The organism is Vibrio splendidus, from assembly GCF_002873455.1.
In the GTDB taxonomy this organism is placed as follows: domain Bacteria; phylum Pseudomonadota; class Gammaproteobacteria; order Enterobacterales; family Vibrionaceae; genus Vibrio; species Vibrio splendidus_J.
The window spans coordinates 1-25533 of the sequence record NZ_MCUN01000054.1 but is presented as its reverse complement, the minus strand read 5'-3'; the positions used below and the strand labels follow the sequence as shown (position 1 = coordinate 25533).

The window sequence follows — 25533 nt, the reverse complement described above, 5'->3', positions numbered from 1 at the left end:
AGCTCGTCACACTCTCGATTTATTGATGCTCTCCTCTCCACCACTTTCTTTACATAGCAACAACAAAAATTCACAAATCATTATGCCAGGCATTGACTATTCAACGCCTAACAGCAGTAATGCTATCTAAAGTTGAGGCTTAGCCCTTGAGCTTTTCTTTAAATTTCTGCCAGTCGAAAACCAAGCCAGGATCGGTTTTGCGCAAAGGCGCAATATATTGGTGGCCTGTGATTCGTTCAGTGGTAATTTGAGGGAAGCTCGATACCAGTGTTTCCGTTAATTGGGTAAGCGCTTGATACTGCTGCTCGGTGTAAGCCACAAAGTCACTGCCTTCCAGTTCAATACCAATCGAATAGTCATTACACCTTTCACGGCCGGCAAAGCTGGACTGGCCAGCGTGCCAAGCTCTATCAAGGAACGAAACAAACTGCACAACCTCACCATCACGACGAATCAAGCAGTGTGCAGAAACACCCATTTGGTGAATCACCTGAAAAAATGGATGCTCTTCTGGGTCAAGTTTGCCCGTAAAAAACTGTTCGATGTAAGGCCCACCAAATTGCCCCGGAGGTAAACTAATGTTGTGAACCACCAGCAGAGAGATATCGTCGACGCTAGGTCTAACATCAAAATACGGGGAAGGAACATGCCGAGCGTTGTCATACCATCCGTTGAAGCTAATCGTCATCTTGGTCTCACTTTCTTTTCTGCTAGCACAATAAGATGTGACCTTACCCATAGAGCAGTCACGCTAGCCTCTTTAATTTGAAGTTAAGCAAGAGTATCATTCCATTCCCACTCCCTTTCAAGATTAGATTTGCGATGAAAAACACACATAACAGCCACCAACGCCTTGACTACTTAAAAGAGCAACTGCCTCTCGAGATCACTCGCTCAGTGGCTGAGACCATCAAAGAAGATCTAGGCGGAACGTTAGATCCAGCGGCTGATATTACGGCAAGTCTAATCCCAGCAGACGCAATCAACAGCGCTACCATCATTACCCGTGAACACGGTGTGTTCTGTGGTAAAGCTTGGGCTGATGAAGTGTTTAAGCAATTGGGCGGTGAAGTGACTATCGAGTGGAACGTAGAAGATGGCGACAAGGTTGAACCAAACCAAACGCTTTGTTCGTTAACAGGCCCTGCTCGAGCACTATTAACCGGTGAGCGTAATGCCATGAACTTCATTCAAACGCTATCGGGTTGTGCGACTACGACAGCCATCTACGCTGACAAAATCAAACACACAGAGTGCCGCCTGTTAGACACACGTAAAACAATTCCTGGCCTTCGCAGCGCACTAAAATACGCAGTCGCTTGTGGTGGCGGTTTCAATCACCGTATTGGCGTTTTCGATGCTTACCTAATCAAAGAAAACCACATCATCGCCTGTGGTGGGATTGAGAAAGCTATCTCGACGGCAAAAGAACTTAACCCGGGTAAACCTGTGGAAGTTGAAACGGAAAGCCTAGCAGAGCTAGAACAAGCGATCAGCGCTGGCGCAGACATCATCATGCTAGACAACTTCACTACCGACATGATGCGTGAAGCCGTGAAAATCAACGCTGGACGTACAGCTCTAGAAAATTCAGGCAATGTAACATTAGACACTATCACAGAATTCGCTGAAACGGGCGTTGATTACATCTCTGTTGGTGCACTAACTAAGCACTTAAAAGCGATGGATTTATCCATGAGATTTAAAGCGTAATTAACTGAATAGTAAATATATTTTCGTCAAAGGCATTGTTGATAACAGTGCCTTTTTTATTACCTAAACTATCAGTATTTCAATCACTTATTTAAGTTGGTCGCATAATTTTGCGCGCCATATGAAACATCACACTAATAAACACGAAACCACTCGCGGCCAAACCTGAACACCATTCCACTTCCCCATTCCGACTTCTATTCTTTCCATCAACCAGTGCTTGCGCTGAAACAAACTAAACAATGGAATAGAACAATGAATAACAAAAACAAAAGAACAAATCAGAAAGGTTTTACGTTAATTGAATTGATGATTGTGGTGGCTGTGATAGGTGTTCTAGCCACAATTGCAGTCCCCCAGTACCAAAATTACGTAAAAAAATCTGAAGCCGCATCAGGGCTTGCAACTCTACGTGCATTAGTAACAAATATAGACAATTTTCATGCTGAAAATGGTACTTTTCCAACAGATGTTGGGGATGTGGGCGGAGCTTCAGATATGAATAAATTAGGAACTATAGCTCTTACTGCCGCATCTGGTTCTACAAGTTCTCAAGCTAAGTTTACTTTTGGTGCCAATAGTACACTTGCATCTACCGAAACGATTATTCTAGAAAAAGATGGAACATCCGGGCTCTGGACTTGTACCGAAACGACTGATATCACAATCAAAAACTGTCCATAATGCTCACCAACCTCCCAACGATTCTCCGTCAGGCTAATTTACTTAGTCAGACTCAAGAACAAGCCGTTGCGGAACATGTACATGCTTCAGGTCTTTCTACGCCTGAAGCTTTACTCGTTCTAGACATCTTCACCGGCGAGAGTCTCGCAAATAACATTCAGGCCATCTTCGGCTTGCCGTTGGTACAACTTGGCAATACGGACTACGAAGCTTTATGCGAACAGTTAGGGCTTCGTGAGCTGATCACCAAGTATCGCGCCATTCCAATTTCAGTTTCTAGCTCAACTCTGACACTCGCTTCTGCCGATCCGACCGACTTACAGGCTGAAGATGACTTCCGCTTTGCGACAGGATTACAGATTGAATTGGTTGTCGCTAATTACTCTGAATTAGAAGGCGCAATACGAAAGCTGTATGGACGTTCTATTTCCGGACAAGATTCCAAGCGCAAAGAGATCACCCAAGATGAGCTCGCTAACCTTGTTGAGATATCTGATGACGAGATAACTTCGATTGAAGACCTCAGCCAAGATGACTCCCCTGTCAGTCGCTTTATCAATCAGATTCTAGTCGATGCTGCACGTAAAGGGGCATCAGACATCCACTTCGAACCTTATGAAGAAAACTACCGCGTACGCCTGCGTTGCGATGGCATTCTTGTTGAGATCCAACAGCCCGCTTCTCACTTAAGTCGTCGTCTATCGGCGCGCTTGAAGATTCTCGCCAAACTCGATATCGCCGAGCGCCGCTTACCTCAAGATGGTCGTATTAAATTACGTTTAAACGACGAACTGGCGATTGATATGCGCGTATCAACACTGCCAACATTATGGGGAGAAAAGATCGTTCTTCGCCTTCTAGACAGCAGTGCTGCCAATCTCGATATCGATAAGCTAGGTTACAGCGAGGATCAAAAAGCACTTTACCTTAATGCATTGAAACGCCCGCAAGGAATGATCTTAATGACCGGGCCAACTGGCAGCGGTAAAACGGTTTCTCTTTATACTGGCCTTCGCGTTCTTAACACTACAGAACGAAACATCTCAACAGCCGAAGATCCTGTTGAAATTAACCTGCGTGGCATCAATCAGGTACAATTGACGCCTAAGATCGGCTTTGGATTTGCTGAAGCGTTGCGATCATTTTTACGACAAGATCCTGATGTGGTGATGGTCGGAGAGATCCGTGATTTGGAAACCGCAGAGATCGCGATCAAAGCTTCACAAACTGGACACTTAGTTCTTTCAACATTGCACACTAATTCCGCCGCAGAAACCGTGACTCGCCTCTCTCATATGGGGATAGAACCTTTTAACCTCGCTTCATCATTAAGCCTGATTATCGCCCAACGACTGGCAAGACGACTGTGCAACCACTGTAAAGTAGCTGATGACTCACCTGATATATTTCTACGCCACTCTATTCCCAATAGCCAAATCATCTACAAAGCCAACTCACAAGGGTGTAATGAGTGTAATCAGGGATACTCTGGGCGAGTCGGTATTTATGAAGTCATGCCGTTTAGTGACCAGCTGAAAAGCCGCCTGATCGACAAACCGAACGCGTTAGCCATTGAAAACTTAGCGCGCCGAGAAGGCATGCGAACACTGCAAGAATCAGGACTAGATAAATTGCTGGAAGGCACCACCAGCTACCAAGAACTACAACGTGTTCTGTACCTATAATTCACGGAGCGAAAATGAGTGGTAAAAGCAAACAATCACAACTAAAAAACTACCATTGGAAGGGAATCAATAGTTCTGGCAAGAAAGTGTCTGGGCAGAGCTTAGCGCTCACCGAATTAGAAGTGCGAGAGAAGCTCAAAGAGCAGCACATTCAGATTAAGAAAATCAAAAAGAAAAGCATCTCAGCAATCACTCGTTTAACTCATCGAGTCAAAGCCCAAGACATCACTATTTTGACTCGACAATTAGCTACCATGTTGGCGACTGGTGTGCCCATCGTGCAAGCCATCAAGTTAGTGTCAGACAATCACCGCAAAGCAGAAATGAAATCGATTTTATCGCACATCTGCAAAGGCGTAGAAGCAGGGACTCCGATCTCAAAAGCCATGCGAACCGCAAGTCGTCACTTTGATGATCTGTATACCGACTTAGTTGCGACAGGCGAACTTTCCGGCAACCTTGCACAGGTCTTCGAACGTTTGGCTACCTACCGTGAAAAGAGTGAGCAACTAAAATCCAAAGTTATAAAGGCGCTCATCTATCCTGCAATGGTTGTTGCGGTCGCTCTTACCGTTTCCTACTTAATGCTGACCATGGTCATCCCGGAATTTGAATCGATGTTTTCAGGCTTCGGAGCAGACTTACCTTGGTTCACCCAGCAAGTGCTTTACCTTTCCCACTGGATGCAGGCTTATAGTTTCTATAGTGCCATCGGTATTGGTTTATTAATTCTGTCTTTCCAACAGCTGCGTCAGCGGTCCTACTCAATTCGGCTTTCAACCAGTCGCCTTGGCTTACGTTTTCCGATATTGGGTGCTGTCATCACCAAAGCATCGATTGCAAAATTCAGCCGAACACTTTCAACCAGTTTTAGTTCTGGGATTCCTATTTTAACCAGCCTAAAAACCACAGCAAAAACCGCAGGCAATCTGCATTATGAATCGGCGATCATTGAGGTTCACCGTGAAACTGCCGCTGGCATGCCGATGTACATTGCAATGCGTAATACCAACGCCTTTCCTGAGATGGTTTTGCAGATGGTGATGATTGGCGAAGAGTCAGGAAACCTAGATGATATGCTCAATAAAGTCGCTTCCATTTACGAGTTCGAAGTAGACAACACCGTCGATAACCTAGGTAAGATTCTAGAGCCACTGATCATCGTATTTTTAGGCACCGTAGTTGGTGGACTTGTTGTCGCGATGTACTTACCGATCTTTAATCTTATGAGTGTGTTAGGATAGTTAAAAGCAACTAAACACCCATGAGCAGCCAACCTCTGCTCACCTTGATTAAGTGGTAAAGGACACTATGGAAGTATTTCACTACTATCCTTGGCTATTCCCCGTATTAGCTTTTATTTTTAGCCTTCTTATCGGCAGCTTCCTCAACGTAGTCATACACCGTTTACCTATAATGATGGAACGAGAGTGGCAACAAGAGTGCTCGGAGTATTTCTCTCAATATAAAATTCCAGCACCAGAGGGAAAGTTCAATCTCAGTATCCCTCGTTCTACCTGCCCGAAATGTAAAACCCAATTAAGAATCATCGACAATATTCCAGTATTAAGTTGGTTGTTCTTAAAGGGCAAGTGCCATAGCTGTGCTAACCCAATCAGCGCTCGTTACCCATTGGTCGAACTGCTTACGGCGATACTTTGTACCGTAGTCGCGAGCCACTTTGGTTTCAGTTACTACGCCATTGCTTTGATTTTTTTCACGTTTGCATTGATTACCGCAACCTCTATCGATCTCGATACTATGCTGTTGCCTGATCAAATTACCTTGCCTTTAGTTTGGTCCGGTATCGCGTTAGCTCTGTTTAATATCAGCCCAGTATCTCTTCAAGATTCAGTGATTGGCGCAATGGCAGGCTACCTAGCACTTTGGTCGGTTTATTGGCTGTTCAAGCTGTTAACAGGCAAAGAAGGCATGGGTTACGGTGATTTCAAGTTATTAGCTGCGCTTGGCGCGTGGCTTGGCTGGCAGCACCTACCAATGATCATTCTTTTGTCGTCACTGGTCGGCTTAGTTTTCGGATTAATTCAACTTCGCTTAAAACAACAAGGTATAGATAAAGCCTTTCCATTTGGACCTTACCTTGCAATTGCGGGTTGGGTGAGTTTGATGTGGGGTAACGACATCATGGGCTGGTATTTCACTTCTGTACTAGGAATTTAACCATGGCAATCATTATCGGATTAAGCGGTGGTATCGCCAGTGGAAAAACCACAGTTGCTAATCTCTTCAATGAGCATTTTAATATTGATATTGTCGATGCTGATATCGTTGCACGCGAAGTCGTCGCAGTAGGCAGTGACGGCTTAAAGCAGATTACCGACCATTTTGGTGAGGCTATCTTACTTGAAGATGGAGCACTCAACCGAAGTAAGCTGCGTGAGTTAATCTTCTCGGATCCCACAGAGAAACAATGGCTCAATGACCTGCTGCACCCCATGATTCGTAACAAAATTGACAGTGACCTGTCTAAAGTCACATCACCTTATGCTTTATTAGTTGCACCGCTATTGGTTGAAAATCAAATGCAAGGCATGGCCGATCGCGTATTAATCGTTGATGTGCCAAAAGAAGTGCAAATAGAGCGTACGATGAGTCGTGATAATGTTTCTAAGGAACAAGTTACATCAATTTTAAAATCACAGGCTTCAAGAGAACAACGCTTAGCAGTTGCAGATGACGTGATTAAAAACCATACTAAAAACCAAGAACTTTTGCCTCAAATCACAGATTTACATCAAAAGTATCTGGCAATCAGTACTGTAGATCGGTCAAAATAGAACAATGTTGAATGAAGGTTTGCTCGATGATCACCCATAAATTTGAACATCCTCTAAATGAGAAAACGCGCATCTACTTAAGAGTTGAATCACTCTTGAGGCAGCTGCATTTGTCTTCTACATTTTCCGATGCTCAACAGTATCAACTCTTTTTCCGTTCCATCTTTGATCTGATTGAAATCTTCGAACAGATCCAACTAAAGAGCGAACTCGCAAAAGATATTGAGAAGCAGCGTGTAACCTACAAAAGCTGGTTAGATGTTGAAGGTGTCGATCAAGAGATGCTGACTTCACTACTCAACGATATTAGCAACATCTATCGTGAACTGATGCAGGCGGAGCGTTTTGGGCAATCACTTAAAGAAGACCGCTTCTTGAGTGCCATACGTCAGCGCTTTAATTTACCAGGTGGCTCATGCTGCTTTGATTTACCCGCACTGCATTATTGGTTGCATCTTCCTCTAGATAAGAAGGTGCGAGATGCCAAAGCTTGGATGGATAGCCTACAGCCTCTGTATGAAGCGCTAACACTATGGTTAAAACTCACCAGAGAAACTGGTCACTTTAAAGAGCAAATGGCTCGCGCTGGCTTCTTCCAGAGCGATGCTGATGAAGCGAATATCCTTCGCCTTTCTATTCCAATGCAATACGGTGCCTACCCGATGATTTCGGGGCATAAAAACCGTTTTGCAGTTAAGTTCATGAGCTTTGAGACTGGACAAGCCTGCACTCAGGACATCGAATTTGAATTGGCTGTCTGCAGCTAATTAATTTCCTTTTATAGTTTGGCTTGAGCCCTCACTCGAGCCTAAACTCTTTCTTACAATACCCTCTAATTAAGAATCACTATGTCGAAAAAAATCACCATCGTTAAATGCCCTCAATGTAATGCCGACGTTGAATGGGGCGAACAAAGCCCACACCGCCCGTTTTGCAGTAAGCAATGTCAGATGATTGATTTCGGTGAATGGGCAGACGAAGAGAACAGCATTGCTGGCGCACCAGACATGTCAGATAGCGATGGTTGGTCGGAAGATCCGCACTAAGCGAGTAGCGAGTAGCGAGTAAATTTTGAAGGGTTGGCGTTTTACGTCAATCCTTTTTTATTGCATATAGCATGGTACTTAGAGATTCCCTACTCCTTCCTTCGTCAGTCTAGGGAATGACAGCACTGGTTGATTCAAAACTCCCTCAGCGGTTCGACAGCCTATCAAGGCCTGTCATTCGTCACCCTCAAGAGTGAGGGACGAGCGAGATGGGGATCTCTGGCTTTCAAAAATCCAAATAGCAGGCACAAAAAAGCGGAGCCAAATGGCTCCGCTTTTATCGATAGAATGCAAAAAGAATTACTTCTTAGTAAGCTTCTCTTTAATACGAGCTGACTTACCAGAACGCTCACGTAGGTAGTACAACTTGGCACGACGTACTGCACCACGGCGTTTAACTTCGATGCTATCAACCATTGGAGAGTGAGTTTGGAACGCACGCTCTACGCCTTCACCGTTCGAAATCTTACGAACTGTGAATGCAGAGTGTAGACCACGGTTACGAATAGCGATTACAACGCCTTCGAAAGCTTGTAGACGCTCACGGTCACCTTCTTTTACCTTAACCTGAACTACAACAGTGTCACCTGGTGCGAATTTAGGAAGGTCTGATTTTAGTTGCTCTTCTTCAAGAGCCTTGATGATGTTGCTCATTTGTATAAATTCCTAGAATAAACTGATACTAAATTTAATAGGTTACTGCTTGCTTTTCGTTACAGAGCGATGCTCTTTAATGAATTCAGCCAGTAATTGTTCCTGTTCGTCAGTCAGAGCTAGGTTTTCCAGGAGTTCTGGTCTTCTTAGCCAAGTTCGGCCCAACGATTGTTTCAACCGCCAGAGACGAATATCCTTGTGGTTTCCAGATTTCAGTACGCTAGGTACATCTTTTCCATCTAACACTTCAGGACGCGTATAATGAGGGCAATCTAGCAAACCATTGGCAAAAGAATCCTCTTCTGCTGACGCGAAATCTCCAAGTACACCCGGAACAAACCGAGAAACTGAATCAATCAACGTCATGGCTGGTAGTTCACCACCCGTCATCACAAAATCACCAATTGACCATTCTTCGTCAACTTCAGATTGAATGATACGCTCATCTACCCCTTCGTAGCGCCCACAAATTAGAACGATGTTCTCATTTGTAGCCAGCTCTTCAACACCTTGCTGGTCGAGTTTACGACCTTGAGGTGAAAGATAGATAACTTTCGTCTTACCCGGTGCTGCTTGCTTGGCAGTTTTGATAGCATCGCGCAAAGGCTGAACCATCATTAACATGCCAGGACCACCACCGTAGGGTCTGTCATCAACAGTGCGATGTTTATCATGAGTGAAATCGCGAGGATTCCATGTCTCAATAGATAAAAGACCCTTCTTAACCGCTTGACCTGTTACTCCAAAATCAGTAACAGAACGGAACATTTCAGGAAACAGGCTAATTACGCCAACCCACATGTGTTCTCTCGCTCTGTAATTTGGAGTTAGAATCCAGGATCCCAGTCAACTTCGATCCGGCGAGCTTCGCGATCAACTTTCTTGATCACTTGCTCTTCAAGGTACGGTACTAACCGTTCCTTTTGGCCAAAAGCATCTTTAAGATTTGCTTTAATTACTAGAACATCATTCGAGCCAGTTTCTAATAGGTCAGTGACCTCACCAAGGTCGTAACCTTTAGTGGTAAAAACTTGCATACCGAACAATTCGCGCCAGTAGAATTCATCTTCTGACAATTCAGGTAACGAAGCAGGGTCAATAGCAATTTCAAAGTTAGTCATCAGTTGCGCGTCTTCACGAACATCTAATCCCGCTAGCTTACATACATAACCTTGGCCATGACGTTTCCAGCTCTCAACGTTGTACTCAACCCACTTGCCCTTTTGGTTTAAATACCAAGGGCTGTAATCAAATATGCTTTCAGCATTGTCTGTGTAGGAGAACACTTTAAGCCAGCCACGAATACCATAGGTAGACCCAAGTTTACCCATGACAATTCTATTGTTTTGCTCGCTCATCGTTTCTTTACCCTTCATCGACATAAGCTATTTCTCTTTAAAAAAGAATTAAGCCGCTTTTTGAGCGTCTTTAACTAGCTTAGCTACACGATCAGATAGAGATGCGCCTTGACCAACCCAGTGGTTAACACGATCTAGGTCTAGACGTAGACCTTCTTCTTGACCTTGAGCAGTAGGGTTAAAGAAACCTACTTTCTCGATGAAACGGCCAGTTACAGAGTTACGGCTATCCGCAACTACGATTTGATAAAATGGGCGCTTCTTTGCACCGTGACGTGCCAAACGAATGGTTACCATGTCGTCCTCTTTGCTTTCTTAATAAAATAATTAACCCCAAGTATACTAAATAGCTTGGGGTCTCGTGCCAAATTAAAGCCCCGGAATTTTACTCTTATTCCGGGGCAATGCAAGGGCTTTAGCTATTTTTTCACCAACATAGCAACCGTACACTTTCTGTGACACGGCTAACACTATGAAAAGTAACGTAGCTAAAGCTTACATTTGTAGATTATCGACCAAACGGGTTAAAACCACCACCCATTCCGCCCATACCTCCACCGCCGCCCATCATGCCTTGCATGTTGCGCATCATGCCTTTCATTCCACCTTTCTGCATTTTCTTCATCATCTTCTGCATTTGGGTGAACTGTTTAAGCATGCGGTTTACATCTTGTACCTGCGTACCAGAACCTGCAGCAATACGCTTTTTGCGTGAGCCTTTGATTAGATCTGGACGCTGGCGCTCTTTCATTGTCATAGAGTTGATGATTGCTTCCATTTGCTTGAACATCTTGTCATCAACTTTATCTTTAACGTTGTCTGGTAGCTGAGACATACCTGGAAGCTTATCCATCATGCCCATCATGCCGCCCATGTTTTTCATCTGACCAAGCTGCTCACGGAAGTCTTCAAGGTCAAAGCCTTTCTTCTCTTTGAACTTCTTCGCCAGTTTCTCTGCTTTCTCGGTATCAACGTTTTTCTGTAGATCTTCAATAAGAGACAGTACATCGCCCATACCTAGGATACGAGAAGCAACACGATCTGGGTGGAATGGTTCTAGTGCGTCAGTCTTTTCACCAACACCTAAGAATTTAATCGGTTTGCCTGTGATATGACGAACAGACAGTGCAGCACCACCTCGCGCATCACCATCAACTTTCGTCAAGATAACACCGGTTAGTGGTAGCGTATCACCAAAGGCTTTAGCCGTATTCGCAGCATCTTGACCTGTCATTGCATCAACAACGAACAGAGTCTCTACTGGTTTAATGGCAGTATGAAGCTCTTTGATTTCGCCCATCATCTCTTCATCGATAGCCAAACGACCGGCAGTATCGACAATTAGCACATCGTAGAATTTCTTCTTCGCGTGGTCGATTGCAGCGTTTGCAATATCGAGAGGCTTTTGATCAGCTGAAGACGGGAAGAAGTCGACGCCAACATCACTTGCTAACGTTTCAAGTTGTTTGATCGCCGCTGGACGGTAAACGTCGGCAGACACAACCAAAACTTTCTTCTTGTCACGTTCAGTCAGAAGCTTAGATAGCTTACCTACCGATGTGGTTTTACCCGCACCTTGTAGACCTGCCATTAAAATAACGGCTGGCGGCTGTGCTGCTAGGTCAAGAGCCTCGTTAGACTCACCCATCACCGCTTCAAGTTCAGCTTGAACGATCTTAATGAATTCTTGACCCGGTGTTAGAGATTTAGAAACCTCAACACCTACAGCGCCTTCTTTTACGCGCTTAACAAAATCGCGGACAACTGGCAGTGCAACGTCGGCTTCAAGTAGCGCCATACGTACTTCACGCAGCGTCTCTTTTATATTGTCTTCGGTCAGACGACCTTTACCGCTGATGTTCTTCAGCGTTTTGGATAGACGATCCGTTAAATTATCAAACATAGTTTTCTCTTCGCTCAAAACTGCGACTATTACTGTGAGTATACATTAGCGCGGATTAGAGTCATACCCGTTGTAGAGCGTTAATCATCCACGCTTGTGATGTGAGACATTATTCACTTGGAATTGAATGAGGTTCACCATAGCCCCAAAGAGCGATGCGAGGTATAATTCGTCAATTAGTAATCATTTAAATGGATACCATGGACAGTCTTATTGCGATCGCAGCAGCCTTTCTTTATACAATGGCGATTTCCACGATCATTCCAGGTCTCGTGCACCAAACAGGAATCCGTGTAAAAACGGTGTTTATCAGCGCATTACTTGCTTTAGCTTTCCATGCTTGGTTGCTTGGCGATTTGATTTTTAATGCCAGTGGTCAAAACCTCAGTATCTTAAACGTTGCTTCATTAATCAGTTTAATCATATCTCTGGTAATGAGCGGTGCTATGCTCAAAACCCGTTTGTGGTTCATCTTGCCAGTTGTTTATAGCTTTGCTGCTCTAAATCTAATGGCTGCCACTTTTCTTTCAAGCACGTTCATCAAACATCTAGAGAATGACCCAAAGCTGCTACTGCACATCTCTTTGGCTTTGTTCTCATACGCGACACTGACTATCGGCGCGCTATACGCTCTGCAACTCGCGTGGCTAGATCACAAACTTAAAAAGAAAAAAGCGTTAGTGATAAACCCTAACCTACCTCCTTTAATGATGGTGGAAAGACAACTTTTCAAGATCATTCTGATCGGTAATGGCTTATTAACAGGTACTTTATTGACTGGCCTTATCTTCGTACAAGATATGTTTGCTCAAGGAAAAGCACACAAGGCTGTATTGTCTTTTATTGCTTGGGTTATCTACTCTATCCTTCTATGGGGTCACTATCAAAAAGGTTGGCGTGGACAAAAAGTCACTTGGTTCGCACTTGCCGGTGCCAGCATGCTCACATTAGCCTACTTCGGTAGCCGCTTCGTTCAGGAAATCATCCTGAATTAGTCTGTAAAATGAAGGCAAGGTCTCACACACCTTGCCTTTAAAATATTGAGTCCGTTAGATTCAATTGACATCTCGACCATGTTCGGTCATAAATTAATCAAGATACACAAATAGGAAAAGAATAGTTTTGGACGACATATCAACGGGTATCTTATTTGCGCTACTCGCGTGTCTCATTGTAATTTCTGGTTATTTCTCAGGTTCTGAAACGGGCATGATGTCCTTGAACCGCTACCGTTTAAAGCACTTGGCCAATACGGGTCATAAAGGTGCCAAACGCGTAGAAAAACTTCTGAACCGCCCAGACAGATTGATCGGCCTTATTCTCATCGGCAACAATCTCGTCAACATTCTTGCGTCTGCGATCGCGACTATTCTTGGTATGCGCATCTACGGGGATATCGGCGTAGCGATTGCTACCGGTGTCCTGACTCTCGTGATCCTCGTGTTTGCCGAAGTAACCCCAAAAACTATCGCTTCTCTGTTTCCAGAACGTGTCTCTTACGCCAGTAGTATCCTTTTGATGATACTGATGAAGGTACTGTCACCATTGGTGATATTGGTGAACTTCATTACCAACGGTTTTATTCGTATCTTAGGTGTCAAAGCCAGCCACGATGCGACCGACCACTTAAGCTCTGAAGAGCTCAGAACCGTGGTAAATGAAGCGGGAAGCCTGATACCTCAGCGCCACCAAGATATGTTGGTTTCTATTTTAGATTTAGAGCACGTGACCGTAAACGATATCATGGTGCCTCGAAATGAAATCACTGGCATCGACATCAATGATGACTGGAAATCTATCGTTCGCCAATTAACTCACTCGCCTCACGGTCGTATTGTGTTGTATCGTGACCAGATAGATGAAGTGGTTGGCATGCTTAGGTTACGAGAAGCTTACCGCTTGATGCTTGAAAAGAACGAATTCAATAAAGAGACACTATTGCGTGCAGCAGATGAGATCTACTTTATTCCTGAAGCGACACCACTCAACATTCAACTGCTTAAATTTCAGCGTAATAAACAACGTATCGGATTGATTGTGGATGAGTATGGCGATATCAACGGCTTGGTTACCCTTGAAGATATTCTAGAAGAAATCGTTGGTGAGTTTACGACCTCAATTGCACCAAGCTTATCTGAAGAGATCACACCGCAAAGCGATGGCAGCTTCTTGATTGAAGGCAGCGCCAATATCCGTGACATAAACAAAGGCTTGCAGTGGACACTACCTACAAATGGCCCAAGAACACTTAATGGTTTAATACTGGAACACCTTGAAGACATTCCTGAGAGTCACCTGAGTGTTCAGGTTGCGAGTCATCCAATGGAGATTGTTGAACTCGAAGAGAACCGTATCAAGCTCGTTCGCGTGTTCCCACAGATCGTTAACGGATAAAAGTGGTTTGCAGGACTGGGATAATAAGTGAGTAATCACAAACTCACATGCGACAACTGCCTAGATCTAAAATACGTTGACGAAAAAGGCCCGGTTCATTGAACCGGGCCTTTTTAATACCTAACTCGCTCTATCTCTAGAATGAAATGTATCTAGAGTGAAGCGCATCTAAAATGAAATGCGTCTAAAGTGAAGAAAAGTGATTAATCGATTTTAAGCTCTTGAAGCATCGACTCTGGCAATGCCAGTTCATCATTTTTGTTTACAGAGATACCAGCAGCAATGATCGCGTTGGCGATATCTTTCGCTTCATCCAAAGAGTGCATTGCCGCAGTACCACATTGATACTCGTTCAGCTCAGGGATCTTATTTTGATTCTCAACTTTCAGCACATCTTGCATTGCAGCCAACCAACCGTCTGCCACTTGCTGCTCTGAAGGCGTACCAATTAGGCTCATGTAGAAACCAGTACGACAGCCCATCGGTGAAATATCGATGATCTCTACATCCGAACCGTTCAATTGATTACGCATAAATCCTGCGTATAGGTGCTCTAGAGTATGGATACCTTTCTCAGATAGGATATCTTTGTTTGGCGCAGTAAAACGCAGGTCAAACACAGTGATGGTATCCCCTTTTGGGGTTTGCATTGTTTTAGCTACACGAACTGCAGGTGCGTTCATGCGCGTGTGATCAACAGTGAAACTATCTAATAAAGGCATTGCTATTCTCCATGACGGTTGGCTTTAGAAAAACCAACTTCTATTGTCTTCTAGTTCTTTACGACACTGTTTAAGCTGCCATCCATAATCTTTTGCTTGCTGTTCGACTTTGCGCGCCACCTTAATCAATGATGGTTTGCTATTGTATGACTTGCGCTTATAACCACCACGACCTTCATGATAAGCCAAATATTGGTTATACGGATCCCATAGTGAGATACCAAGCTGACGGCGCGTCTCGCTGGTGTACCAACCGATGAACATCAATGCATCATCAAAGTTAGTTCTTGAGCCACCGTTACTCGTCGCCTTTTGGAAGTCTTCCCAAGCAGGGTCTTGAGCTTGTGCATAACCGTAAGCACTACTCACGCGTCCCCACGGAATAAAGCCAAGAATGTAATCTTTAGGCGGGCGCGCATCATGACGATAGCTACTCTCTTGTTTCACAAAAGCCATCGCTACGTTGATCGGCGTACCCCACTCTTCTTGCATATCGAGAGCATCTTCATACCACGACGGGTGTTCTCTGAAGATGCTACACAAGTTATCTTGCTGCTTTGGCGGTGGCGTTGCACATCCAACCAACAGGCTAGAGACAACACCAACAGTCACAACAGGCAACCATTTTCCACTTACGCGTTTAGGCTGGCCTAATAAGGCTTGCTTCCTTTCCACCAAAGTCTCGCTATGCTTTTAAATACGAAAAATAATCCGTTAAGAAGCTGTCAAAATCTTGAGTGCTTGCTTCTTCACTTTGTTGCTGAGCAATCACAGAGCGTTGAACTTCCGCTTCCATCAACTCAGCTGAGTAAACTTTATATTGGTGCGCTTTGTGTTGCTGAGCGTAGGTTTTTCCTAACGCACAACCCACTTTACCCAAGCCACCTAATTTCTTGGTCTCTTCTAACAACTGGCCAGAAATGGTCAGCTCTGGGTTATCAATCCAAGCTTCAAGCGTATCGCATGTTTCTTGGTATGCACGACCACCTTGCTCAGCATCCATCAACTCAGCGATAGCACGAAGATCTTTGAATACACGTTTAGCCCAGTCTTGCAGAGACAGTCTCTCACCATCACAACCAATCTTGAGCTCTAAACCAACCTGACGACCTTCTAAGATCACCTTATTCCAGTTATCGCGCCAGCATTCAAGCTCGCAGTTATCCATCTCAGCAGAGTCAGATAGAACACTCCAAGTTAAGAATAGATCGAGGAAGCGAACTTGTTGCTCATTGATACCAATTGAGCTGAATGGGTTTACGTCTAAAGAACGAACCTCGATGTACTCGACACCAGCACGAGCCAGTGCTTCCGATGGTTTCTCACCACTTTTAGCAACACGCTTAGGACGAATTGGCGCATAAAGCTCATTCTCAATCTGCAGGACGTTGCTATTTAACTGACGGTACTCACCATCAACCTTAGTGCCAATCTCAGCAAACTCTTCTGATGGTGTACGAATCGCTTGATTCAAGCCTTCAAGGTACTGGTCTAGGCTATTAAAACCAATTTTCAATACACTTTGAGCACTGTTGGTGTAGCCCAGATCGCTCAGGCGGAGTGCCGTTGCTTTTGGTAAGTACAGTGTCTCGCCAATCTTTTCAAAAGGCAGTTTCGTCTCTCTTCCTTTGATGAAAGAAGGACAGAGTGCAGGTGAAGCACCGAAGAAATAAGGAATTAACCAACCAAAACGGTAGTAGTTACGAATCAAACCAAAGTAAGCATCGGACTTAGACTCACAACGCGCTTCTTCTGTTTGCTCTCCAAATAGGCTATCCCAAAAACTATCAGGGAAAGAGAAATTGAAGTGAACACCTGAAATGATCTGCATCAGGCTACCGTAGCGACGCTTTAGGCCTTCACGATATAGAGTCTTCATCTTGCCGTTGTTAGAAGTGCCATATTGCGCTAGCTGAATGTAATCTTCGCTGCCTACGTAACAAGGCATAGAAAGCGGCCACATTTTTTCGCCGTCTAACTTGGTTTGTGTGAAGTGATGGATATCAGACAGCTGATTCAAAAGAGTCGGAACGTCGTTAGAAACAGGCGTAATAAACTCCAATAGCGACTCGGAAAAATCGGTCGTTACCAATCCGTTCATCAACGCAGATCCCAAAGCCTTTGGGTGCGGCCCTGTAGCAAGATGCCCATCTTCCGTGTAGCGTAACGTTTCCCTTTCAACACCACGACCAAATTGAGAGAAGGTCTTAGGGTTGGTTGCAACTTGCTTTAGTCGCGCAGCAAAATCAGTCAAAATTCAGTTCACTTATCTTATATTGTTCTGATTAGAACTATCATAAATTAGGTTGGGGGAGAAAAATAGAGTCTTTTCCCTCCCCCTTTAATGTGTACTCTAACGAATGATTTCAAGCTCTTCTATTGGAATATCTAACTTTTCTAGTTGAGGACGAAGCGAAGCCGCGTCGCCAACAACTATTATTTGATAATCATTCGGGTCAAACCATTTCTTAGATAGCTTGTTTAACGTCTCTTTTGAGACCGTTTCAACTATCTGATTACGTTGTTGCAGGTAATCTTCGTCAAGGCTCAGCGCAACAATATTACTCAACAACCCAGCCTTTTGACTTGGTGTTTCGTATTTAAGCGCATCTTGTTGACCGACGGCAAGGCGCATAAATTTCACCTCTTCGTCTGTTAATCCACTCTGACTAAATTCATTTAGCTCAGCAATAAACTCTTGAATCGATGGAACCGTCGCATTGGCTCTCACTTGAGCACTAAATACTACCGCACCAGTTTCACGTGTACTCGCGAAGTAACCGCTCGCACCGTAAGTGTAGGCTTTGTCCTCACGTAGATTCTGGTTGATACGGCTATTGAAGTTACCGGCTAAATTGAAGTTAGCCAACTGGCTCAAATACAACTCACCCGTCGCATCAAAAGGTAGACCTTTACGCACCAAACGAACAATACTTTGTGGCGCACCCGGCTTATCGACTAAATACAGATGTTGTCCTGAAAGCTCTTTGATGATCTGCGGACGCGTAAGTGGTGCCGCATCGCCTTGCCACTGTTCAAAGAATTGTAGCTGTTTCCCCACCTCTTTCTTCGAGATGTCTCCCACAACAACAATATTGGCACCTTCTGGTGTGTAGTGTTGTGCATAGAATTGTTTCACATCGTCTAAGGTTAGCTCCGATAGAGACGCCTTGGTGCCATCGCTTGCTCGAGCAAAAATGCTGTCGCCAAATAGCACTTCACGGGTTGCTTGAGAAGCCATCCAGCTTGGCTGTTGGTGTTGATAGACAACGCCTTCAAGCATCTGCTTCTTAACACGTTCAAAGTCTTGCTCATCAAACTTAGGCTCAAACAGAACCTCTTGTACGATCGCTAAGGTTTGAGGCAGGTTTTTCTCTAGCGTTGAAACCGAGATATCCGTGGTATAACTGCCTGCGCCAATGCTAACGCTACTGCCAAGCTTATCTAAGGTCGCCTGTAGTTCTTCAACCGTTCGTTTAGTCGATCCCTCTTCCATCATCGAAGCCGTTAGATTCGCTAAGCCTTCTTGCCCTTTACGAACATAGCGTTCGCCTGCAGGCAGTTGAATTTGCAGCTGTACTGTTGGCGTTTCACGGGTCACGGTACCAATCAAATCAGTGCCATTCGCAAAATGCATGCGGTACAACTCAGGCATGGTCGCTTCAACACCAAAGTTCACTTCTGGCATCACGCTGCGATCAAATGTGTTTGGCGCCTTTCTGAAATCCAGTTGGTCTTCCGTCACCTTGCTGTATTCAGGAAGGGTACGTGCAGGTGTGGTAAAGGTAGCCTCACTAACCGCTAAATCGAGTTTTTTCTTAGGAACCACACTCAACGTAACCTTGTACTTACCTTCGATGAAATCTTGGTATGCCTTGCTTACGCTTTCTGGAGTAACCGCTCGAATTTGATCGAGTTGTGATTCAATGCGATCCGGTTGGCCGTAGAAGGTTTGGTTAGACGCGAGCTGTGAAACCTTGCCTTTAACACTTTGCAGTGCAAAAACTGCATCCGCTTCTGCCATACCAGTGATCTGATCTAAACGCTCTTGTTCAACGCCCTCTTTCGAGAATTGATCTAAGGTATCCATCAGCTCTTTATTTAAAACCGTCAAATCCCCTTTTTCACCTGAATTACCCATAGCATACACATACATGGTACATGCAAGCTCAGCACAATCATGGAAAGAACCCGCGCTCACTGCTTTTTGTGTCTTAACTAAATTTTGATATAGGTAACTGTTGGTACCAGAACCTAAAACGTTAGACAGTGCATTTAACGAAGCTTGTGTTTCTTCACCACGATAAGTCGTTGGCCAACCGACTAGAACCATCGGCTGACGAATATTATCTTTTAAGGTGATGTACTTGTCCTCAGTCAGCACTGCAGGTTGTTTCTCAGCAGCCTTAACTTCAGGACCTTGAGGGATTGGGCCAAAGTACTTGTTAACCCACTCTAGTGTGTCATCAACATCGATATCACCACCGATAGTCAACACCGCATTATTTGGGCCATACCAGCGTAGGAAGAAGGCTTTAAGATCATTCACATCTACACGGTCTAAGTCTTCCACATAACCAATTGGTTGCCACGAGTAAGGGTGACCTTCTGGATACAGTGCTTCACCCATGCGTTCCCACATCAAGCCGTAAGGGCGGTTTTCGTAGCTTTGCGCTCGCTCATTCTTAACCGTGCCTCTTTGCACCTCAAATTTCTTTTGAGAAACTGCATCTAACAAGAAACCCATTCTGTCCGATTCTAACCACAACATTTTTTCGAGTTGGTTAGAAGGAACGGTTTCAAAGTAATTAGTTCGGTCACGGTTGGTGGTGCCATTTAACGAACCACCCGCTTCGGTGATGATCTTGAAGTGCTGTTGATCACCGACGTTCTCAGAGCCTTGGAACATCATGTGTTCAAAGAAGTGAGCAAAGCCTGATTTGCCAATCTGTTCACGAGCAGAACCCACATGATAGGTCACATCAACATGAACAAGTGGATCAGAATTATCAGGAGAAAGAATAACGGTCAAGCCGTTTTCAAGCTGATACTTCGCATAAGGAATCACCACTTTATCTTTAGAAGGGTTAACCTCTTCTAACAGAGTGACGCCTTCCGGTAACGAGGAAAAGAAGGGTGTTGAGCTAGGTACATTGTAAGAACAGCCAGCAATGGCGATAAGAGAAAATGTACCAAGTAAAACCTTTTTCATAGGTTCTCCTTAGAAAAAACCGAAGTAGATAGCAGCAAGTAAGCTGTAGCGAGCGGCTTTGCCAATCGCTATCAAAATAACGCTAGGGATAAATTTCATTCTCAGCCAACCCGCAGCCAGACATAAAGGATCACCAATGATGGGTACCCAACTGAATAACAATGTCCAGTAACCATAACGGCTCAGCCAAGCCATAGCCTTATGACCATGCTTTTCAGATTGAGTTCGATTAGGCAACCATAAACCAATCCAATAATTGGTCAGGCCGCCTAAGGTATTGCCAAGTGTCGCCAGCAGAATAATCGATGATGTTGAGAACTGCTCTAAGCTCAAGGCTGCCACGAGGCTTGCTTCTGAACCGCCGGGCAATAACGTGGCACTCAAGAAGCCACTAATAAAGAGTACCCACAGCGCCGAGTCAGAGAACCACAGCGCTATGTTTTCAAATAGAGAATTAAAAAACTCTAGCACTGCATATCAACCTTCTTGCATTTTAAGTAGTACCTTGCCTCTGGTATGCCCAGTTTCTACTTGTAGATGCGCCGACTGTGCTTCATCTAACGGGTAGATACTTTGAATTTCTGTTTTGAGCAATCCGACACTGACCATATACAGCATAGTGTCCATTTGCTCTGGGTTTGGCTCAACCAGCATACCTGATGCAGTAAAGCCTAATAATGTCGCTTTCTCACAGATCAATTCTGCAGATAGAGTCGGAACGGTCACGACTCTCGCGCCATCTTTCAAACACTTCAATGCATCGAGAGCCGTATCGCCACCCACTAAGTCAATCAACACATCAACATCAGAAACTCTTTCCGATGCTGGTGCAAATTTATAGTTAATCGCATGAGCGCCTAGCGTTGCCAAGTAATCAAGATTGACTTCACTACAAGTTGTATAAACCTCGGCTTTTGCTGCTACTGCAATTTGAACCGCAAGATGACCAACGCCGCCCGCGCCCGCTAAGATAAGCACGCGATCGCCTTCTTTCACTTCGGCTTTGTTTAATGCTTGTGCTGCTGTTTGGCTAGCGAGTGGTAGTGTGGCCGCCGCTTCTAAGGTGACAGAATCAGGAACCATGCTTAATGCAGCTTCTGGAACACATACATATTGGCTGTAACCACCACCTTGTAGTGGAAAACCAATAAAGCCTGCCACGTTATCACCAACCGTAAAACGCTCAGCTTGTTCACCCAGCGTGACAATCTGCCCTGAAATATCGTACCCAGGCACCCAAGGTAGGTTGTCTTTGTTCTGTGCTGCAGCCCAACCAAGACCAGCACGGGTTTTAACATCAATCGGATTAATGCCCGAAAAGGAAACTTTGACCAACACTTCCCCAGCCTTAGGCTTAGGAATCGCACGGGTTTGAATACTTAAGTTTTCGACACCGCCGAATTGAGTAATCGCAATCTGTTTATTTTCCATTTTCACATTTCCTTGATTGATAAAAGCCCTAATGAGCAAGCACCCTAACTGATAAAAAGAAAGGGATGCGAAAGCATCCCTTTGACTATAAACCATTTAATAAGGCTAAGTTAACCGCTCATTCGTAAATTGACGACCAATTAACGTAACGATACATGACCCAACAAATCCTCTAACCCACGAGAGCTAATAGAATACCCGCCGCAACCGCACTACCAAGTACACCAGCTACGTTGGGACCCATCGCATGCATCAACAAGAAGTTCTGAGGGTTTGCCTCAAGACCAACCTTGTTCACAACACGGGCCGCCATAGGAACCGCTGATACACCAGCCGCGCCAATCAGTGGGTTGATGTCCTCTTTCGAGAAGCGGTTCAACACCTTAGCCATCAATACACCACCCGCCGTACCAATGCTGAACGCGACTGCACCTAAACCTAAAATACCTAGGGTTTCTAAGTTCAAGAATTGATCGGCTTGCAGCTTAGAGCCCACACCAAGACCTAAGAAGATCGTCACAATATTGATCAGCTCGTTTTGCGCTGTCTTTGACAGTCGATCAACTACGCCAGCTTCACGCATTAAGTTACCCAAACAGAACATGCCGACTAGAGGTGTCGCTGAAGGTAGGAACAAGATAGTCATCAATAGCACAGCTAGAGGGAATAAAATCTTCTCTGCTTTACCGACGTGACGTAACTGCGCCATCTTAATCTTACGCTCTTCAGGAGTCGTTAACGCTTTCATGATTGGTGGCTGAATAATCGGAACCAAAGCCATGTAGCTATAAGCTGCTACCGCAATCGCACCGAGTAAATCAGGAGATAACTTACTTGCCAAGAAGATCGCGGTTGGGCCATCGGCACCACCAATAATCGCAATTGACGAAGCATCTGCCATTGAGAATTCCATACCTGGAACATAGTTCAGTAAGATCGCACCAAATAGCGTTGCGAAGATACCAAACTGAGCCGCAGCCCCCAGCCACAAAGTTTTAGGGTTCGCAATCAACGCACCAAAGTCCGTCATTGCACCAACACCCATAAAGATCAGTAGCGGGAAAACACCTGTCTCAATACCTATGTAATACACGTAATAAAGCAAACCACCGGGATCGGTAAATCCTGCATTTGGAATATTCGCCAACACAGCACCAAAACCAATCGGTAATAGCAGTAATGGTTCAAACCCTTTGCGAATTGCCAAAAACAACAGTAAGCAACCAACCAGCATCATACAGATCTGGCCGAACTCAAAGTTAGCAATCCCTGTTTCAGACCATAAGGTCATCAATCCTTCCATGGTACTCCCTTACGCTAAGCTTAGTAGTGGAGCGCCTACAGTAACTGCATCGCCTTCTTTAACATTCAATTCCTGAACGATACCACCACGAGCAGCACGAACTTCCGTTTCCATTTTCATCGCTTCCAAGATAAGTAACACATCACCTTCAGCCACTTCAGCACCTGGCTGAACGATAACTTTGAAGATGTTGCCTGCTAATGGAGCTGGAACCGCTTCTGCATCAGAAGCTGCTGCTTGAGCCACTTGTACTGGTTTAGCGGATGGAGATACTGATGTAAGTTCGCCTTGCGGGCCAACTTCAACATCATAAACTTGACCATCAACCTTCACGCTGTAGCTTTCAATACCGCTAGCAGCTTGTACTGGTGCTGCTGTAACTGGCGCCGCGGTTTCTAACGTTGGTGCAGGTTCAAATGCTTCAGGGTTACGACGGTTCTTAAGGAACTTAAGACCCACTTGTGGAAATAGTGCGTATGTCAGCACATCATCAACGGTATCTTCAGCGAGTGAAATGCCATCTGATTTCGCTTTTTCTAAAAGGTCTGTCGTTAACGTATCCATTTCAGACTTAAGTAAATCAGCAGGACGACACGTGATTGGCTCAGCACCATTTAACACTTTTGCTTGTAGTTCAGCATCAACCTCAGCAGGAGCTTGACCGTATTCACCTTTCAGTAAACCCGCAGTCTCTTTAGTGATGCTCTTGTAGCGCTCACCCGTTAGAACGTTGATAACAGCTTGAGTACCAACAATCTGAGAAGTAGGTGTTACCAAAGGAATGTAACCCAACTCTTTACGTACGCGAGGGATCTCTTCGAGCACTTCGTCCATACGGTCGGCTGCGCCCTGTTCTTTAAGCTGACCTTCCATGTTGGTTAACATGCCGCCAGGAACCTGAGCAATCAAGATACGTGAATCAACACCTTTTAGCTGACCTTCCCATTTCGCGTACTTTTTACGTACGTCACGGAAGTAAGCCGCGATAGGTTCGATCTGATCAAGCTTAAGGTTGGTATCACGCTCTGTACCTTCTAGCATCGCAACAACCGTTTCGGTTGGCGTGTGACCGTAAGTACAGCTCATTGAAGAAATAGCGGTGTCCAGAATATCGATACCCGCTTCAACGGCTTTAACCGCTGTTGCTGTCGATAGACCTGTTGTCGCGTGGCTATGTAATGCTAGAGGAACGTCACACGATGCTTTGATGCGTGTAATCAGTTCTTCCGCTTCATAGGGTTTCAATAAACCTGACATATCTTTGATACATAGAGAGTGACAACCTAGGTCCTCTAGGCGCTTAGCCAAATCAACCCAAGTATCTGAGTTGTGAACCGGACTGGTTGTGTAAGACAACGTACCTTGAGCGTGACCACCAACATCAATCGTTGCTTTCACTGCTGTTTCAAAGTTACGTACGTCATTCATCGCATCAAAAATACGAAATACGTCCATGCCGTTCTTATGGGCACGTTCAACAAATTTCTCTACTACATCATCCGCGTAGTGACGGTAACCCAATAAATTTTGACCACGCAGTAGCATCTGCATTGGTGTGTTTGGCATCGCTTTTTTCAGCTCACGCAAACGCTCCCACGGATCTTCGCCTAGAAAACGGATACACGAATCAAACGTTGCGCCGCCCCAAGTCTCCAAAGACCAGTAACCGACTTTATCCAGTTCTGCCGCAATTGGCAGCATATCTTCGATACGCATACGAGTAGCAAATAGTGACTGGTGCGCGTCACGAAGTACCACATCTGTGATAGCTAGTGGTTTAGACATGCTCATAAACTCCTTTTTAATCCTTTAAATGCTACTTAGCAGTAGACACACGGTATTGATGAACCGCGGCCGAAATTGCTGCCACTACCTGTGGACTAACAGCTGAAGGGTTTGATTGTGATTTTTGAATTTTTTTAGGTGCTGCGATCGGCTCTGGTACTTCTTCTGGTACCAGTTTTGACATCAACCGAACGAGGTAAACTAGAATAGTTAGGAAAATAAAGACAACGGACATCCCCGTTATCATTAGAGTCGCCGCATCTCCTAGCAGGCTTCCAATATTAGTCATGTTGCTTCCTTTCTTCGTCATCCTGACATAGGTGCAGGATTTCAGCGAATAGTGATCCCGACCTATGGATTATCTCGATTGGTAAAAGTTTGTCAATTTTGTTTAAGGTTCAGTTACGGATAACGCACACATAAGGTTAATTATTCGCCTATCAGATCACATAAATCTGTCAAATACGTCATTTATAGATATTTAAACTGTGACTTAAACGGGGCTTTTCTTGGAAATGATATGAGAAAGGTGGAATAACAAAGAAGCAATCAAGAATTACTTTAAATACAACAAGTTAAATAATGACAAAATTTAACATTGTCGCAACAAATTTACAGCAGACATAAAAAAAAACCTCGTATAAACGAGGCTTTTTTTAATAAGGTGGTGCGCCCTGGAGGATTCGAACCTCCGACCGCCTGGTTCGTAGCCAGGTACTCTATCCAGCTGAGCTAAGGGCGCAACGGTTTCGATATTAAGCTGTTAGTTAAGGCAATAAGCAGTTAAGGCTATAAAACAAAACTAACATTCAACATCAGGATCTGTGAAAACCCTAAATAGTGGT

General features: G+C 44.6%; 25 protein-coding genes and 1 tRNA gene. 10 read left to right on the top strand and 16 right to left on the bottom strand.

The genetic code is table 11. The annotated features are described in order from the left end of the window. Positions 1 to 139: 139 nt before the first annotated feature. Positions 140 to 739 (bottom strand): 1,6-anhydro-N-acetylmuramyl-L-alanine amidase AmpD, encoded by a 600-nt coding sequence (ampD, locus tag BCU75_RS22295; RefSeq protein WP_017087406.1) that lies wholly within the window; start codon positions 737 to 739, stop codon positions 140 to 142. Positions 740 to 822: 83 nt separating this feature from the next. On the opposite strand from ampD, the gene nadC reads away from it, so the two are divergent. The 8 genes from nadC to yacG all read left to right on the top strand — a co-directional run bounded on the left by nadC (position 823) and on the right by yacG (position 7926). Next, positions 823 to 1713, top strand: a complete 891-nt coding sequence (nadC, locus tag BCU75_RS22290; RefSeq protein ID WP_102475133.1) for a carboxylating nicotinate-nucleotide diphosphorylase — start codon at positions 823 to 825, stop codon at positions 1711 to 1713. Positions 1714 to 1968: 255 nt separating this feature from the next. Next, entirely contained in the window at positions 1969 to 2397 is a 429-nt protein-coding gene (locus BCU75_RS22285; protein ID WP_102475132.1) for a type IV pilin protein, read from the top strand. Then, complete coding sequence (gene pilB, locus BCU75_RS22280; protein WP_102475131.1) at positions 2397 to 4082, top strand: type IV-A pilus assembly ATPase PilB; 1686 nt, start codon at positions 2397 to 2399, stop codon at positions 4080 to 4082. The genes BCU75_RS22285 and pilB overlap by 1 nt, the downstream gene beginning before the upstream one ends. A 14-nt stretch (positions 4083 to 4096) precedes the next feature. After that, a complete protein-coding gene (locus BCU75_RS22275; protein ID WP_102475130.1) occupies positions 4097 to 5326 on the top strand; it encodes a type II secretion system F family protein in 1230 nt (409 codons plus the stop codon). A gap of 67 nt (positions 5327 to 5393) precedes the next feature. Further along, the gene (locus BCU75_RS22270) at positions 5394 to 6263 is read left to right on the top strand and encodes a prepilin peptidase (protein ID WP_102475129.1); all 870 of its coding nucleotides are present in this window, start codon (positions 5394 to 5396) and stop codon (positions 6261 to 6263) included. A gap of 2 nt (positions 6264 to 6265) precedes the next feature. Beyond that, a complete protein-coding gene (coaE, locus tag BCU75_RS22265; protein WP_102475128.1) occupies positions 6266 to 6880 on the top strand; it encodes a dephospho-CoA kinase in 615 nt (204 codons plus the stop codon). A 26-nt stretch (positions 6881 to 6906) separates the two neighbouring features. After that, complete coding sequence (gene zapD / locus BCU75_RS22260) at positions 6907 to 7647, top strand: cell division protein ZapD (protein ID WP_102475127.1); 741 nt, start codon at positions 6907 to 6909, stop codon at positions 7645 to 7647. Positions 7648 to 7728: 81 nt separating this feature from the next. After that, positions 7729 to 7926, top strand: a complete 198-nt coding sequence (yacG, locus tag BCU75_RS22255; protein ID WP_004735515.1) for a DNA gyrase inhibitor YacG — start codon at positions 7729 to 7731, stop codon at positions 7924 to 7926. Positions 7927 to 8226: 300 nt separating this feature from the next. Here the strand turns inward: yacG and rplS are convergent, their stop codons facing one another. The 5 genes from rplS to ffh all read right to left on the bottom strand — a co-directional run bounded on the left by rplS (position 8227) and on the right by ffh (position 11841). Next, complete coding sequence (rplS, locus tag BCU75_RS22250; RefSeq protein WP_004735514.1) at positions 8227 to 8580, bottom strand: 50S ribosomal protein L19; 354 nt, start codon at positions 8578 to 8580, stop codon at positions 8227 to 8229. A gap of 42 nt (positions 8581 to 8622) precedes the next feature. Next, positions 8623 to 9381: a tRNA (guanosine(37)-N1)-methyltransferase TrmD gene (trmD, locus tag BCU75_RS22245; RefSeq protein WP_102475126.1), complete on the bottom strand. Its 759-nt coding sequence runs from the start codon at positions 9379 to 9381 to the stop codon at positions 8623 to 8625. Between the two features lie 26 nt (positions 9382 to 9407). Next, positions 9408 to 9962 (bottom strand): ribosome maturation factor RimM, encoded by a 555-nt coding sequence (rimM, locus tag BCU75_RS22240; RefSeq protein WP_102475125.1) that lies wholly within the window; start codon positions 9960 to 9962, stop codon positions 9408 to 9410. A gap of 24 nt (positions 9963 to 9986) precedes the next feature. Then, complete coding sequence (rpsP, locus tag BCU75_RS22235; protein ID WP_004735508.1) at positions 9987 to 10235, bottom strand: 30S ribosomal protein S16; 249 nt, start codon at positions 10233 to 10235, stop codon at positions 9987 to 9989. Between the two features lie 211 nt (positions 10236 to 10446). Continuing rightward, positions 10447 to 11841, bottom strand: a complete 1395-nt coding sequence (gene ffh, locus BCU75_RS22230) for a signal recognition particle protein (protein WP_004735506.1) — start codon at positions 11839 to 11841, stop codon at positions 10447 to 10449. Between the two features lie 200 nt (positions 11842 to 12041). Between ffh and BCU75_RS22225 the strand changes: the two genes are divergently transcribed. Both BCU75_RS22225 and BCU75_RS22220 read left to right on the top strand, forming a co-directional pair. Further along, positions 12042 to 12836 carry a cytochrome C assembly family protein gene (locus BCU75_RS22225; RefSeq protein WP_017079954.1) on the top strand — a complete coding sequence of 265 codons (795 nt, stop codon included), beginning with the start codon at positions 12042 to 12044 and terminating at the stop codon, positions 12834 to 12836. A gap of 127 nt (positions 12837 to 12963) precedes the next feature. Next, the gene (locus tag BCU75_RS22220; protein WP_102475124.1) at positions 12964 to 14235 is read left to right on the top strand and encodes an HlyC/CorC family transporter; all 1272 of its coding nucleotides are present in this window, start codon (positions 12964 to 12966) and stop codon (positions 14233 to 14235) included. 203 nt (positions 14236 to 14438) lie between these two features. Here BCU75_RS22220 and luxS read toward each other — a convergent pair whose 3' ends face one another. The 10 genes from luxS to BCU75_RS22170 form a co-directional block, all read right to left on the bottom strand. Next, positions 14439 to 14957 (bottom strand): S-ribosylhomocysteine lyase, encoded by a 519-nt coding sequence (gene luxS, locus BCU75_RS22215; protein WP_017079953.1) that lies wholly within the window; start codon positions 14955 to 14957, stop codon positions 14439 to 14441. A gap of 24 nt (positions 14958 to 14981) precedes the next feature. Continuing rightward, positions 14982 to 15632, bottom strand: a complete 651-nt coding sequence (locus tag BCU75_RS22210; RefSeq protein ID WP_102475123.1) for a hypothetical protein — start codon at positions 15630 to 15632, stop codon at positions 14982 to 14984. A gap of 10 nt (positions 15633 to 15642) precedes the next feature. Next, positions 15643 to 17211, bottom strand: a complete 1569-nt coding sequence (gshA, locus tag BCU75_RS22205; protein ID WP_102475122.1) for a glutamate--cysteine ligase — start codon at positions 17209 to 17211, stop codon at positions 15643 to 15645. Between the two features lie 99 nt (positions 17212 to 17310). Continuing rightward, the gene (locus BCU75_RS22200; protein ID WP_102475121.1) at positions 17311 to 20169 is read right to left on the bottom strand and encodes a M16 family metallopeptidase; all 2859 of its coding nucleotides are present in this window, start codon (positions 20167 to 20169) and stop codon (positions 17311 to 17313) included. Between the two features lie 9 nt (positions 20170 to 20178). Further along, complete coding sequence (locus tag BCU75_RS22195) at positions 20179 to 20640, bottom strand: YqaA family protein (protein WP_102475120.1); 462 nt, start codon at positions 20638 to 20640, stop codon at positions 20179 to 20181. Positions 20641 to 20646: 6 nt separating this feature from the next. Further along, a complete protein-coding gene (locus tag BCU75_RS22190) occupies positions 20647 to 21600 on the bottom strand; it encodes an NADP-dependent oxidoreductase (protein WP_102475119.1) in 954 nt (317 codons plus the stop codon). A 172-nt stretch (positions 21601 to 21772) separates the two neighbouring features. Continuing rightward, a complete protein-coding gene (locus BCU75_RS22185) occupies positions 21773 to 22903 on the bottom strand; it encodes a sodium ion-translocating decarboxylase subunit beta (protein ID WP_102475118.1) in 1131 nt (376 codons plus the stop codon). A 9-nt stretch (positions 22904 to 22912) separates the two neighbouring features. Then, positions 22913 to 24688, bottom strand: coding sequence for a sodium-extruding oxaloacetate decarboxylase subunit alpha (oadA, locus tag BCU75_RS22180; RefSeq protein ID WP_102475117.1), 1776 nt, complete (start codon positions 24686 to 24688; stop codon positions 22913 to 22915). Between the two features lie 31 nt (positions 24689 to 24719). Further along, complete coding sequence (locus BCU75_RS22175) at positions 24720 to 24977, bottom strand: oxaloacetate decarboxylase subunit gamma (RefSeq protein ID WP_076679280.1); 258 nt, start codon at positions 24975 to 24977, stop codon at positions 24720 to 24722. A 376-nt stretch (positions 24978 to 25353) separates the two neighbouring features. After that, positions 25354 to 25430: transfer RNA gene (locus BCU75_RS22170), tRNA-Arg, on the bottom strand. Positions 25431 to 25533 lie beyond the last annotated feature (103 nt).